The sequence below is a fragment of the Enterobacter sp. 120016 genome, from assembly GCF_018383635.1.
GTDB lineage: Bacteria > Pseudomonadota > Gammaproteobacteria > Enterobacterales > Enterobacteriaceae > Enterobacter > Enterobacter asburiae_D.
In genome coordinates this window covers 181282-194284 of sequence record NZ_JAHAWC010000004.1, presented here as the reverse complement: position 1 = coordinate 194284, position 13003 = coordinate 181282, and the positions used below count along the sequence as shown (strand labels likewise).

13 protein-coding genes are annotated in these 13003 nt (G+C 58.3%); 8 read left to right on the top strand and 5 right to left on the bottom strand.

What is annotated here, in order from left to right; all coding sequences use genetic code 11:
- The first annotated feature begins 14 nt into the window (after positions 1-14).
- The 8 genes from pheT to selO all read left to right on the top strand — a co-directional run bounded on the left by pheT (position 15) and on the right by selO (position 8184).
- Entirely contained in the window at positions 15-2402 is a 2388-nt protein-coding gene (pheT, locus tag KIF87_RS08930; RefSeq protein ID WP_213328531.1) for a phenylalanine--tRNA ligase subunit beta, read from the top strand.
- A gap of 4 nt (positions 2403-2406) precedes the next feature.
- Complete coding sequence (gene ihfA / locus KIF87_RS08925; protein ID WP_003857805.1) at positions 2407-2706, top strand: integration host factor subunit alpha; 300 nt, start codon at positions 2407-2409, stop codon at positions 2704-2706.
- A 103-nt stretch (positions 2707-2809) separates the two neighbouring features.
- Entirely contained in the window at positions 2810-3790 is a 981-nt protein-coding gene (gene btuC / locus KIF87_RS08920; protein WP_032650944.1) for a vitamin B12 ABC transporter permease BtuC, read from the top strand.
- 34 nt (positions 3791-3824) lie between these two features.
- Positions 3825-4376, top strand: a complete 552-nt coding sequence (locus tag KIF87_RS08915; RefSeq protein ID WP_213328530.1) for a glutathione peroxidase — start codon at positions 3825-3827, stop codon at positions 4374-4376.
- Positions 4376-5131: a vitamin B12 ABC transporter ATP-binding protein BtuD gene (gene btuD, locus KIF87_RS08910; protein ID WP_213328529.1), complete on the top strand. Its 756-nt coding sequence runs from the start codon at positions 4376-4378 to the stop codon at positions 5129-5131. Before KIF87_RS08915 ends, btuD begins: the two co-directional genes overlap by 1 nt.
- A 74-nt stretch (positions 5132-5205) precedes the next feature.
- Positions 5206-5670 carry a C40 family peptidase gene (locus KIF87_RS08905; RefSeq protein ID WP_023335377.1) on the top strand — a complete coding sequence of 155 codons (465 nt, stop codon included), beginning with the start codon at positions 5206-5208 and terminating at the stop codon, positions 5668-5670.
- 293 nt (positions 5671-5963) lie between these two features.
- A complete protein-coding gene (locus KIF87_RS08900) occupies positions 5964-6680 on the top strand; it encodes an EAL domain-containing protein (protein ID WP_023335378.1) in 717 nt (238 codons plus the stop codon).
- Between the two features lie 61 nt (positions 6681-6741).
- Positions 6742-8184 carry a protein adenylyltransferase SelO gene (selO, locus tag KIF87_RS08895; protein WP_213328528.1) on the top strand — a complete coding sequence of 481 codons (1443 nt, stop codon included), beginning with the start codon at positions 6742-6744 and terminating at the stop codon, positions 8182-8184.
- 43 nt (positions 8185-8227) lie between these two features.
- Here selO and KIF87_RS08890 read toward each other — a convergent pair whose 3' ends face one another.
- From KIF87_RS08890 to KIF87_RS08870, 5 genes are read right to left on the bottom strand one after another with little or no spacing between them, the layout of a single operon-like run.
- The gene (locus tag KIF87_RS08890) at positions 8228-8998 is read right to left on the bottom strand and encodes a 3-hydroxybutyrate dehydrogenase (protein ID WP_213328527.1); all 771 of its coding nucleotides are present in this window, start codon (positions 8996-8998) and stop codon (positions 8228-8230) included.
- A gap of 10 nt (positions 8999-9008) precedes the next feature.
- Positions 9009-10400 carry a GntP family permease gene (locus tag KIF87_RS08885; protein WP_063142909.1) on the bottom strand — a complete coding sequence of 464 codons (1392 nt, stop codon included), beginning with the start codon at positions 10398-10400 and terminating at the stop codon, positions 9009-9011.
- Positions 10401-10444: 44 nt separating this feature from the next.
- Entirely contained in the window at positions 10445-11626 is a 1182-nt protein-coding gene (locus KIF87_RS08880; RefSeq protein ID WP_213328526.1) for an acetyl-CoA C-acetyltransferase, read from the bottom strand.
- Positions 11627-11635: 9 nt separating this feature from the next.
- Positions 11636-12292 (bottom strand): CoA transferase subunit B, encoded by a 657-nt coding sequence (locus KIF87_RS08875; RefSeq protein WP_213328525.1) that lies wholly within the window; start codon positions 12290-12292, stop codon positions 11636-11638.
- Positions 12293-12294: 2 nt separating this feature from the next.
- On the bottom strand, positions 12295-13002 hold the full coding sequence (locus KIF87_RS08870; protein ID WP_213328524.1) for a CoA transferase subunit A: 708 nt from the start codon (positions 13000-13002) through the stop codon (positions 12295-12297).
- Position 13003 lies beyond the last annotated feature (1 nt).

Below are 13003 nucleotides of genomic sequence, written 5' to 3'. Positions count from 1 at the left end.
GGCAGGACAGAACAATGAAATTCAGTGAACTGTGGTTACGCGAGTGGGTGAACACCACGCTGGACAGCGACGCGCTTTCTAACCAGATCACCATGGCGGGTCTGGAAGTGGACGGCGTTGAGCCGGTTTCCGGTGCCTTCAACGGCGTGGTCGTCGGCGAAGTGGTAGAGTGCGGCCAGCACCCTAACGCTGACAAACTGCGCGTGACAAAAGTGAACGTGGGCGGTGACCGTCTGCTGGATATCGTCTGCGGTGCGCCAAACTGCCGTCAGGGCCTGAAGGTGGCCGTGGCGACCGTCGGTGCAGTGCTGCCGGGCGATTTCAAAATTAAAGCGGCTAAGCTGCGCGGCGAGCCGTCTGAAGGCATGCTGTGCTCCTTCTCCGAGCTGGGTATTTCCGACGACCACAACGGCATCATTGAGCTGCCGCTGGATGCGCCAGTCGGCACCGATATCCGTGAATACCTGAAGCTTGATGACAACACCATCGAAATCAGCGTCACGCCAAACCGTGCCGACTGCTTAGGTATCATCGGCGTGGCGCGCGACGTGGCCGTGCTGAACCAGACCGAACTGAACGCGCCGGACATTGCGCCGGTTGAAGCGACCATCAGCGACGTGCTGCCTATTCAGGTTGACGCTGCGGATGCTTGCCCGCGCTACCTCGGTCGCGTGGTGAAAGGCATCAACGTGAAAGCGCCAACCCCGCTGTGGATGAAGGAGAAGCTGCGCCGCTGCGGTATCCGCTCTATCGACGCCGTGGTAGACGTGACCAACTACGTTCTGCTGGAGCTGGGCCAGCCGATGCACGCGTTCGATAAAGATCGTATCGACGGCGGCATCGTTGTGCGCATGGCGAAAGAGGGCGAAACCCTGGTTCTGCTGGACGGCAGCGAAGCGAAACTGAACGCCGACACCCTGGTGATTGCTGACCACAGCAAAGCGCTGGCAATGGGCGGTATCTTCGGGGGCGAGCACTCAGGCGTGAACGACGAGACGCAAAACGTCCTGCTGGAATGCGCGTTCTTCAGCCCGCTCTCCATCACCGGTCGCGCACGCCGTCACGGTCTGCATACCGATGCCTCCCACCGCTACGAGCGCGGCGTTGACCCGGCGCTGCAGTACAAAGCGATGGAACGCGCGACCCGCCTGCTGATCGACATCTGCGGCGGTGAAGCGGGCCCGGTTATCGACGTCACCAACGAAGCGACCCTGCCGAAGCGTGCCACCATCACCCTGCGCCGCAGCAAGCTGGATCGCCTGATTGGTCATCACGTTGCCGATGCGCAGGTGACCGACATCCTGACGCGTCTGGGCTGTGAAGTGACCGAAGGCCAGGACGAGTGGAAAGCCGTTGCGCCATCATGGCGTTTCGACATGGAAATTGAAGAAGATCTGGTGGAAGAAGTGGCCCGCGTTTACGGCTACAACAACATCCCTGACGAGCCTGTGCAGGCAGGTCTGGTGATGGGCTCCCACCGTGAAGCCGACCTGTCCCTGAAGCGTGTGAAAACCATGCTGAACGACAAAGGCTACCAGGAAGTGATCACCTACAGCTTTGTGGATCCAAAGCTGCAGCAGCTGATCCACCCGGGCCAGGAGGCGCTGATCCTGCCAAGCCCAATCTCCAGCGAAATGTCCGCGATGCGTCTGTCTCTGTGGACGGGCCTGCTGGGCACTGTCGTTTATAACCAGAATCGTCAGCAAAACCGCGTGCGAATTTTCGAAAGCGGTTTGCGCTTTGTACCGGATAATCAGGCAAATTTAGGCATCCGTCAGGATCTCATGCTGGCTGGCGCCATCAGCGGCAACCGCTATGAAGAGCACTGGGACCTGGCAAAAGGCACGGTTGATTTCTACGATATGAAGGGCGATCTGGAAGCGATTCTGGATCTGACCGGTAAATTATCTGAAATTGAATTCCGCGCAGAAGCCATCCCGGCTCTGCATCCGGGCCAAAGCGCAGCCATCTATTTAGACGGCAAACGCGTTGGTTTTATTGGGGTTGTTCACCCTGAGCTGGAGCGCAAGCTGGACCTGAATGGCCGTACCATCGTGTTCGAGCTGGAATGGAACCCGGTGGCTGACCGCGTTATTCCTCAGGCTCAGGACGTCTCCCGCTTCCCGGCAAACCGCCGTGATATCGCGGTTGTGGTCGCGGAAAATGTGCCCGCAGCAGATATTTTGGCCGAATGTAAGAAAGTTGGCGTAAATCAGGTAGTTGGCGTAAACTTATTTGACGTGTACCGCGGCAAGGGCGTAGCAGAAGGTTTCAAGAGCCTCGCTATTAGCCTTATCCTTCAGGATACCAGCCGTACACTCGAAGAAGAGGAGATTGCCGCTACCGTCGCCAAATGTGTAGAGGCATTAAAAGAGCGATTCCAGGCATCATTGAGGGATTGAACCTATGGCGCTTACAAAAGCTGAAATGTCAGAATATCTGTTTGATAAGCTTGGGCTTAGCAAACGGGATGCCAAAGAGCTGGTAGAGCTGTTTTTCGAAGAGATCCGTCGTGCTCTGGAAAATGGTGAGCAGGTAAAACTCTCCGGTTTTGGCAATTTTGATTTGCGAGACAAAAACCAACGTCCGGGCCGTAACCCGAAGACGGGGGAAGATATTCCCATTACAGCCCGCCGCGTGGTGACCTTCAGACCCGGCCAGAAGTTAAAAAGCCGTGTCGAAAACGCAACGCCCAAAGCAGAGTAATATGAACTAACTAAAAAGGCCGCCCACGCGGCCTTTTTTCTTTGCGCTCTCCGGCAAACCCGCCGTAAAATCAATTACATCTCACGCTACTAAAACCGTACCCATGCTTGATTATGCCCACCGCCAGCACCGTTCCGATAAGCGTCGCCTGCTTTTGCTGGTGCTGTTGCTCATTGTCGCCGCGGCCGTGAGCCTCTGCGCCGGAGACCGATGGATAGGGCCTGAAAGCTGGTGGGGGCCGGACGGGCAGCTCTTCGTCTGGCAAATTCGCCTGCCGCGCACCGTCGCGGTGGTTCTGGTGGGGGCCGCGCTGGCGCTGTGCGGCACCATTATGCAGGCGTTGTTTGATAACCCGCTGGCGGAGCCCGGGCTGCTCGGCGTGTCGAACGGTGCAGGCGTGGGTCTGATTGCGGCGGTGATGCTGGGCGGGGGAGAACTCTCCGGATGGAGTATTAGCCTGAGCGCTATTCTCGGCGCATTACTGATCACAGCAATCCTTCTTCGCTTCGCCAGACGGCACTTATCGACCAGCCGTCTGCTGCTTGCCGGCGTGGCGCTGGGGATCATCTGCAGCGCGTTGATGACCTGGGCGGTCTACTTCTCAACATCCTTTGACCTGCGTCAGCTGATGTACTGGATGATGGGCGGCTTTGGGGGCGTTGACTGGCACCAGGGCTGGCTGATGGCGCTGCTGGTACCGGTCATCGTGTGGGCTGCCCTGCAGGCGCAGCCGCTGAATATGCTCGCGCTGGGTGAAACCTCTGCCCGCCAGCTCGGCATGCCGATTGGGTTCTGGCGTAATGTGCTGGTGATCGTCATTGGCTGGCTGGTCGGCGTCAGCGTGGCTCTGGCGGGCGCGATCGGTTTTATCGGGCTGGTTATTCCACACATGCTGCGTCTGTGTGGCCTCACGGACCATAGGACTCTGCTTCCGGCCTCGGCGGTTGCCGGGGCCGTCACGCTGCTGGTGGCCGATATCATCGCCCGGCTTGCCCTGACGGCCGCAGAGCTGCCGATTGGCGTGGTGACCGCCACGCTGGGCGCGCCGGTATTTATCTGGCTACTATTAAAAGCTGGACGTTAAATCAACAAGTCGTAAGACAACCTGAGGGAATGCTATGCAGACTGATATCCTGAATACCGAAGTGACCACCATTGACGGCGAGAAAACCACGCTGGAAGGCTACAAAGACAACGTGTTGCTTATCGTCAACGTGGCATCCAAATGTGGCCTGACGCCGCAGTACGAGCAGCTGGAAAACATTCAAAAAGCCTGGGAGAAAGACGGCTTCACCGTGCTGGGCTTCCCGTGCAACCAGTTCCTCGGCCAGGAGCCGGGCAGCGAAGAGGAGATTAAAACCTTCTGCAGCACCACCTATGGCGTGACGTTCCCGATGTTCAGCAAAATCGATGTCAACGGTGAAGACCGCCATCCGCTGTATGCGAAGCTGATCGCTGCCGCGCCGAAGGCCGTTGCGCCGGAAGGAAGCGGTTTTTATGAACGCATGGCCAGCAAAGGCCGCGCGCCGCTTTACCCGGACGATATTCTGTGGAATTTTGAAAAATTCCTGATTGGTCGCGACGGCCAGGTGGTTCAGCGCTTTTCGCCGGATATGACCCCCGAGGATCCGATCGTCATGGAATCGATCAAGCTGGCGCTGGCGAAATAATGTCGTTGCTGATGCAGCTCACGGACGTTGCCGAGAGGGGACGTCTGGAGCCGATAACCGGTACCGTCAATGCGGGCGAAATCCTGCATCTTGTCGGGCCAAACGGTGCGGGGAAGAGCACACTGCTGGCACGGATGGCAGGCATGACCGACGGAGAAGGGCAGATAACGCTGCTGGAGCATACGCTCGCCGACTGGTCGCCGGTCTCGCTGGCGCATCGGCGCAGCTACCTTGTGCAGCAGCAGATGCCGCCCTTTGCGATGCCGGTCTGGCACTATCTGATGCTGCATTTGCACGACAAACAACAAACGTCACTGCTGACGGACGTGGCCGCGGCTCTGGGGCTGGAAGATAAACTGTCCCGGCACGCCAGCCAGCTTTCCGGCGGAGAGTGGCAGCGGGTGCGCCTGGCGGCCGTCATCCTTCAGATCCACCCGGCAGGCAATCCTCACGGGCGGATGCTGCTTCTCGATGAGCCCATGAGCGGTCTGGACGTGGCGCAGCAGGCGGCACTGGATACGCTGCTAAGCGCCCTGAGCCGAAAAGGTATCGCCGTGGTGATGAGCAGCCATGACCTCAACCACACCCTGCGTCATGCCCACCGGGTGTGGCTGCTGTCGAAGGGAAAGATGATCGCCAGCGGTGCGCGGGATAGGGTTCTTACGCCGCCTCATCTTGCCCGCGCGTACAACATGTCGTTCCGCAGGCTGGATATAGAGGGACATAAGATGCTGATTTCTACCGGGCAGGCGTAACCGTTCCTTGCCTCTTAGCACAATTGCACGCTAAATTACGAAAAGAACAAAAAAAGCAGAGGATTCGTCTGAAAATGCGATTCTGGTTTCTCCTGATGGCCACACTCTTTCTTGCAGGATGCAGTAGCCATCGTGCGCCGCCGCCTAACCCACGGCTTTCAGATTCGATCACCGTCATTGCCAGCCTTAACGATCAGCTGAGCAACTGGCGCGGCACGCCTTATCGCTACGGCGGCATGAGCCGCGGCGGCGTGGATTGCTCCGGCTTCGTGCTGATGACGTTTCGCGATAAGTTTGATTTACAGCTTCCGCGCGAAACGCGCAAACAGGCAGAAATTGGCACTGAAATTGATAAAGACGATCTTCTGCCCGGCGACCTGGTTTTCTTCAAAACCGGATCGGGTGAAAGCGGTCTTCATGTGGGAATATATGATACAGACAATCAGTTCATTCACGCCTCGACCAGCCGCGGCGTGATGCGCTCTTCTCTTGATAATGTTTACTGGCGTAAAAATTTCTGGCAGGCACGACGTATATAGTCTTTGTCGGATACTTCTCTTATGACGGCATGGTCAGTAATAAATCATGCCGTTTTTCTCAAATAAGATGCTTAAAGTTAAATTTGCCTAAAATTAGTGAATCCTGCATGTGTCTGTTTTATCTAAAACTGGCTATTATTCTGCAACCAGGATAAAATTATTTTAGATTCAGGGATAAATCTGAAAATTAATACGGAACTAATGAAGTTAATCTTATTAAAATCAAGACAGTGGAATTGTGTCGGCAATTGCTCCAGGATGTCCTCTCTCATCTTTAATGCGGGGCGAGTGCAATGATTATTACGCTAGATAATGCTTACCAGTCTGAACTGCTGCTTTTACCTGCTCGTAATAGTGCTGGTGAGCTTAAAGGTTTAGAAATTCTGGTTAACTTTACTGGCGTCGGCAGCGATGTGCGGATCCCCACTGAGCTTGTTATCCCTCGGCTTTCAGCGGCTGAAGAGTTAGCGCTGTTTAACGAAAAACTGCAATTGCTTGATACCTGTAAACTGTTTTTTATTCAGCATCAGTTAATTGCATGGATCAATATTACACCTGCAATAGTTGAGTTTTTATTAAGTAATGGAAACGCTGTTTCAATCCTTGAGCGTTATCCGTTTCTTGAGTTTACTGTTAATGAGAACTATCCAGGTTTAAATAACGGAAAGGACGATCTGCAGCTGGCGAGAATGGCAATCCATTTCCCGTTGGTCCTGGCAAACTTTGGCGCAGGCGCCGCATCGCTCAAAGCGGTCTATGATGGATTATTTAAACGGGTCATCCTTGATAAAGGCTTCATTCAGCAGCGTGCTCCGGAGCTCTCTTTTGAGCCTTTTATGCGCGCCATCCTCTGGCAAATCACGCCGCACTGCCAGTCAGTGATCGTCTCGGGCATTGACGACCACGGCCTGTTGCAACGCGTTTTATCCTTCAATTTTGGCGCAATGCAGGGGGCACTCTGGCCAGCCGTCTCTGCAGAACACGTCACTACGCTGGTTCAGCAGCGATAACCCTTGCTTTCGCCCGTGTTTAAGTCCGGGTAAACCCTCTACACTAAAAGCAGGAGGACCTATGACCCTGTCTTTTACTGCTCACTGGCATGACGAGTTGCCTGGCTTTTACACCGCACTCAAACCGACACCGTTACAAAATTCACGCCTTATCTGGCATAACGATTTGCTGGCAGAAGAGCTGGCCATTCCGCCTGAGCTCTTTCAGCGTTCAGAGGGTGCAGGCGTCTGGGGTGGTGAAACGCTTCTCGCCGGTATGCAACCTCTGGCTCAGGTCTATAGCGGACATCAGTTTGGCGTCTGGGCGGGGCAACTGGGCGACGGCAGGGGGATCCTGCTCGGTGAACAACGGCTTCCCAACGGGGAGACGGTTGACTGGCACCTGAAAGGCGCAGGCCTTACTCCCTGGTCGCGAATGGGCGACGGGCGCGCGGTGCTGCGTTCAACTATCCGCGAGAGCCTGGCGTCTGAAGCGATGCACGCCCTGGGTATTCCCACTACCCGCGCGCTGTCGATTGTCACCAGCGATACGCCGATAGTGCGCGAAACGGTAGAAAAGGGGGCAATGCTGATGCGCATCGCGCAAAGCCATCTGCGCTTCGGTCATTTTGAGCACTTTTACTATCGCCGCGAGCCGGACAAGGTTCGCCAGCTGGCTGACTTTACCATTCGTCACCACTGGTCGCATCTGCAGGACGAGGCGGATAAATACGTTCTCTGGTTCAGGGATGTGGTTGCCCGAACCGCAGCCCTGATTGCCCGCTGGCAAACGGTAGGCTTTGCCCATGGTGTGATGAATACGGACAACATGTCGATTCTTGGGCTGACCTTTGATTACGGTCCTTTTGGTTTCCTGGACGATTACCAGCCTGGCTATATCTGCAACCACTCTGACTATCAGGGACGCTACAGCTTTGACAATCAGCCGGCGGTTGGCCTGTGGAACCTGCAGCGGCTTGCGCAAACCCTGTCGCCGTTTATTGACGTTGATGCCCTCAACGATGCGCTCGACAGCTACCAGGACATTTTGCTGCGGGAATATGGCACGCTGATGCGCAACAAGCTGGGGCTGATGACGCAGGAGAAGGGCGATAACGACATCCTCAATGGCCTGTTTGCCCTGATGGCGCGCGAGGGCAGCGATTATACCCGTACCTTCCGGATGCTGGGCCAGACGGAGCAGCACAGCACGGCCTCCCCGCTGCGCGACGAGTTTATCGACAGGCAGGCGTTTGACGACTGGTTTGCGCAGTACCGCACGCGGCTGCAGCAGGAGCAGGTGGATGACGCTGTCAGACAGACGCAGATGAACGCGACGAATCCCGCAATGGTGTTGCGCAACTGGCTGGCGCAGCGGGCGATTGAGCAGGCAGAGCAGGGCGAATACGACGAGCTACACCGCTTGCATCTGGCGCTACGCGCGCCGTTTGCCGACCGGGATGATGATTACGTCAGCCGCCCGCCTGACTGGGGCAAGCGGCTGGAGGTCAGCTGCTCAAGCTAACCCTGTTTGCCGGGTGGCGGCGTCGCTTCACCCGGCCTGGAAATCACTGCGCAACCCATCCCCCATCCATATTCCACGCGGCGCCGCGAACGTTCACGGCGCTGTCGCTGCACAAAAACAGCGCCAGTTCACCCAGCTGCTCAGGGGTGACAAACTCGCCCGAAGGCTGTTTCTCTGCCAGGAGCAGATCGCGCGCCTGCTCCGGCGGCACGCCCTCAGCGATACGCTTATCAATTTGCTGTTGCACCAGCGGCGTCAGTACCCAGCCTGGGCAGATGGTATTGGCGGTAACACCGGTGCGGGCGGTTTCCAGCGCCAGCGATTTCGTAAAGCCCACTACGCCATGCTTGGCGGCCACGTAGGCTGACTTCTCTTTTGACGCGACCAGTCCGTGAACCGAGGCGATATTGATGATGCGCCCCCAGTTTTTCTCGCGCATGGCGGGCAGCGCCAGTCGGCTGGTGTGAAATACCGAGGAGAGATTAATGGCGATAATGTCGTTCCATTTCTCCACCGGAAACGCGTCAACCGGGGCGACATGCTGTATCCCGGCGTTGTTGACAAGAATGTCCACGCCGCCAAACTGCGATTCGGCGTAGCGCATCATGGCTTCAATTTGCAGCACGTCACGCAGGTCTGCATCGTGATAGCCCGGCGTTTTGCCCAGTTGCGCAATCTCAACTCTTGCTGATTCGCTGTCGCCGAAACCGTTGAGGATCAGCTGTGCCCCGGCCTTCGCCAGCACGCGGGCGATCCCAAGCCCAATGCCGCTGGTCGAGCCCGTCACCAGCGCGGTCTTACCGTTCAGATTCATCTTTCTCTCCTTACACAATGCCGGTCAGATAGAACACGGCAATGACAAAAAGCACTGCCAGACTTTTAATGATGGTGATCGCGAAAATGCCGCCGTAGGCCTGGCGATGGCTCAGGCCGGTAATCGCCAGCAGGGTAATCACCGCGCCGTTATGGGGCAGCGTATCCATCCCGCCGCTCGCCATTGAGGCCACGCGGTGCAGCACCTCAAGCGGGATATTGGCGGCGTGGGCGGCGGCGACAAACGAGTCGGACATGGCGGCGAGCGCAATACTCATCCCCCCGGACGCCGAGCCGGTGATCCCCGCAAGCACCGTCACGCTGATGGCTTCATTCAGCAGCGGATTGGGGATGGCCGCCAGCGCTTTGGATAACACCAGAAACCCGGGCAGGGCGGCGATAACCGCGCCAAAACCGTATTCCGAGGCGGTATTCATCGCCGCCAGAATGGCGCCGCTCACCGCGGTCCGGCTGCCTTCAGCCAGACGCCCCCGGATATTGCGAAAGCCAAAAATTAGCACCAGCACAATACCGGAGATCAGCGCCGCTTCCACGGCCCAGATGGCGGTGATCTTGCCCACCTCGGTCACAATCGGTTTCGCCAGGCCTGGCAGAGTAAGCTCGTGGGTCGTGCCGTACCAGCCGGGGATCCAGCGGGTAAACAGCAGGTTCAGTATGCCCACCACCAGCAGCGGGGAGATAGCAATCAGCGGATGCGGAAGGTTAATGTTATCCGGCGTTTCGGGCTCATTTTTCAGATCCGTGCCGTAACCTTCGTTGTTATTGAACGCCTTACGACGCTGGCGCTCCAGCCAGAGCAGGCCAAAGACGATAATAAACAGAGAGCCGATAAGCCCCAGCCACGGCGCGGCCCAGGCGTTCGTACCAAAGAAACTGGTGGGGATGATATTCTGGATCTGCGGCGTGCCGGGCAGGGCGTCCATGGTAAACGAGAATGCACCCAGCGCCACGGTGGCCGGGATCAGCCGCTTGGGGATGCCGCTCTGGCGGAACAGCTCCGCGGCGAAAGGGTAAACCGCAAACGCCACCACGAACAGCGACACGCCGCCGTAGGTTAACAGCGCGCACACCAGGACAATCACGGGAATGGCGTGGCGACGACCGAGGATCTGAATCGCGGCGGCGACGATGGAGCGTGAGAAACCGGAAAGCTCAATCAGCTTGCCAAAAACGGCCCCCAGCAGGAACACCGGGAAGTAGAGCTTGACGAAGCCCACCATCTTTTCCATAAACAGGCCGGTAAACGTCGGGCCGACGGCACCCGGATCGGTCAGCAGCACGGCGCCGAGCGCCGCAATCGGCGCAAACAAAATAACGCTGTATCCGCGATAGGCCGCCAGCATCAGCAGCGCCAGCGCCGCCAGGGCAATTAACACACTCATTACGACTCCTCACTTTAATTATTATTCGGGTACCAACGAGATGCTTAACGCTCGACGGTGAGAGCGATGCCTTGCCCGCCGCCTACGCACAGGGTGACGAGCCCTTTTTTAACGTCACGGCGCTGCATTTCGTACAGCAGCGTCACGAGGATGCGGCAGCCGGAGGCGCCAATCGGATGACCCAGGGCGATAGCGCCGCCGTTAACGTTCACCTTGCGTTCATCCCAGCCGAGCTGCTTGCCCACCGCCAGCGCCTGGGCGGCAAAGGCCTCATTGGCTTCAATGAGATCCACGTCATCCAGCGTCCAGCCCGCCCGCGACAGCGCCGTCCGGCAGGCGCTGACCGGTCCGATACCCATCACCGACGGGTCAACGCCCGTCACGGCGTAGCTCACGATACGACCGAGAATGGGCAAACCGCTCTCCCGCGCTTTTTCGCCGCTCATCAGCAGCACCGCAGCGGCACCGTCGTTGAGCGTTGACGCATTTCCGGCCGTGACCGTGCCTTCCTCCTGCAAAAAGGCGGGGCGCAGCTGCGCCAGCTGCTCAGCGGTGGTGCCTGGCCGGGGCTGTTCGTCACGGCTGACGATAAGCGGCGGTTTTTTACCCTGCTGCACCGTCACCGGCGCTATCTCGGCGTCAAAGCGACCCGCCTCGATGGCGGAGGCCGCTTTGTGCTGCGACCGGGCGGCAAAGGCGTCCTGCTGCGCGCGGGAAATGTCATTCTCACGGGCGACGTTTTCAGCGGTGATCCCCATGTGGTAATCGTTGAACGCGTCCCACAGACCGTCGGTAATCATGCTGTCCTGCAGGCCCGTATGGCCAAAACGCAGCCCTGAACGCGCGCCGTCCAGCAGATAGGGGGCGCTGCTCATGCTCTCCTGACCGCCAGCGAGCACCACATCCGCGTCGCCGCAGCGGATCGCCTGCGCGGCGAGCTGCACCGCTTTTAAGCCCGCGCCGCACACCAGGTTGACCGTTGTCGCCGGTGTGCTGACGGGCAATCCGGCGGTGATGGCCGTCTGGCGCGCAGGGTTTTGTCCGCACCCGGCCGTCAGCACCTGTCCGAAAATCAGTTCATCTACCTGTTCTGCGCTAAGACCGCTGTTCTCCAGCAGATGCCGCACCGCGGCGGCCCCCAGCTCAACCGCCGAAAGGGACGATAGCGATCCGCGAAAACTGCCAATGGGGGTTCGCGTTGCCCCGACAATCATGACCTCTTTCATCGTGAGTCCTCAGTTGAAGCGCATCTCGCGAACGTCGTCCGCCACGGTCATTTTCCCGGCCGTCTTAGCCGCAATTTCGTCGATGCTGACGCCGGGGGCGTATTCGCGCAGGATGAACGCGCCGTTCTCGATCTCAAGCAACGCGAGGTCGGTTAAGACCCGACGGATGCAGCCCGCGCCCGTGAGTGGCAGCGTGCAGCGCGGCAGCAGCTTTGACTCACCGCTTTTCGAGGCGTGGGTCATCACCACAATGATGTTCTGCGCCCCGGCGACAAGATCCATCGCGCCACCCATGCCCTTCACCATCTTTCCGGGGATCATCCACGAGGCAATATTGCCCTCGACGTCCACTTCAAACGCGCCCAGCACGGTCAGGTCGACATGACCGCCGCGGATCATGGCAAACGACTGGGCCGAGTCGAAAATGGCCGCGCCGGTGCGCGCGGTCACGGTCTGTTTACCGGCGTTGATCATGTCGGCGTCAAGGCTCTGCTCGTCAGGAAAAGCCCCCATCCCCAGCAGTCCGTTTTCCGACTGGAGCATCACGTCCATCCCGTCCGGAATGTAGTTCGCTACCAGAGTAGGGATGCCGATCCCCAGGTTGACGTAGTAACCGTCGCGCAGCTCGCGGGCGACGCGCATGGCCATCTGTTCACGGGTTAACATCGTCACACTCCTTGCGCGCGCAGCGTGCGCTGTTCAATGCGTTTTTCAAACTGGCCGACAATCAGCCTGTCGACGTAAATTCCCGGGGTATGAATGGCCGACGGGGGCAGCTCGCCCGGGGGAACGATCTCTTCCACCTCGACGACCGTTATCCGGCCCGCCGTTGCCATCAGCGGATTAAAATTTTGCGCGGTATGCCGATAGACAACGTTGCCGTACCAGTCCGCTTTCCAGCCCTTAATGAGCGCAAAATCACCGGTAATGGCCTCTTCAAGGATGTAGTGCTTCCCCGCAAACTGGCGCACGTCTTTGCCGACAGCCACGGGGGTGCCGTAGCCGGTGGCCGTGTAAAATGCCGGAATACCCGCGCCGCCCGCGCGCACCTTTTCCGCCAGCGTGCCCTGAGGCGTGAGTTCAATCTCCAGTTCGCCGCTCAGCACCTGCCGCTCGAACAGCGCGTTCTCGCCGACGTAAGAGGCCACCACTTTGCGAACCTGACGCGTTTCGAGCAGTAGCCCGAGACCGAAACCGTCCACGCCGCAGTTGTTTGATACCACCGTCAGGTCTTTCACCTGACGGCGTCTTACCTCTGCAATCAGGTTCTCCGGAATACCGCACAGGCCAAAGCCGCCCGCCAGCAAGGTCATCCCGTCCGTCAGCCCATCCAGCGCCTGCGCATAGCTGCCGACGCGCTTATCCAGTCCCGCCATA

Bases quoted from the DNA above. Each gene is read 5' to 3' on its own strand.
- pheT (WP_213328531.1), top strand. From the start codon at position 15: ATGAAATTCAGTGAACTGTGGTTACGCGAGTGGGTGAACACCACGCTG.
- ihfA (WP_003857805.1), top strand. From the start codon at position 2,407: ATGGCGCTTACAAAAGCTGAAATGTCAGAATATCTGTTTGATAAGCTT.
- btuC (WP_032650944.1), top strand. From the start codon at position 2,810: ATGCTTGATTATGCCCACCGCCAGCACCGTTCCGATAAGCGTCGCCTG.
- KIF87_RS08915 (WP_213328530.1), top strand. From the start codon at position 3,825: ATGCAGACTGATATCCTGAATACCGAAGTGACCACCATTGACGGCGAG.
- btuD (WP_213328529.1), top strand. From the start codon at position 4,376: ATGTCGTTGCTGATGCAGCTCACGGACGTTGCCGAGAGGGGACGTCTG.
- KIF87_RS08905 (WP_023335377.1), top strand. From the start codon at position 5,206: ATGCGATTCTGGTTTCTCCTGATGGCCACACTCTTTCTTGCAGGATGC.
- KIF87_RS08900 (WP_023335378.1), top strand. From the start codon at position 5,964: ATGATTATTACGCTAGATAATGCTTACCAGTCTGAACTGCTGCTTTTA.
- selO (WP_213328528.1), top strand. From the start codon at position 6,742: ATGACCCTGTCTTTTACTGCTCACTGGCATGACGAGTTGCCTGGCTTT.
- KIF87_RS08890 (WP_213328527.1), bottom strand. From the start codon at position 8,998: ATGAATCTGAACGGTAAGACCGCGCTGGTGACGGGCTCGACCAGCGGC.
- KIF87_RS08885 (WP_063142909.1), bottom strand. From the start codon at position 10,400: ATGAGTGTGTTAATTGCCCTGGCGGCGCTGGCGCTGCTGATGCTGGCG.
- KIF87_RS08880 (WP_213328526.1), bottom strand. From the start codon at position 11,626: ATGAAAGAGGTCATGATTGTCGGGGCAACGCGAACCCCCATTGGCAGT.
- KIF87_RS08875 (WP_213328525.1), bottom strand. From the start codon at position 12,292: ATGTTAACCCGTGAACAGATGGCCATGCGCGTCGCCCGCGAGCTGCGC.
- KIF87_RS08870 (WP_213328524.1), bottom strand. From the start codon at position 13,002: ATGGCGGGACTGGATAAGCGCGTCGGCAGCTATGCGCAGGCGCTGGAT.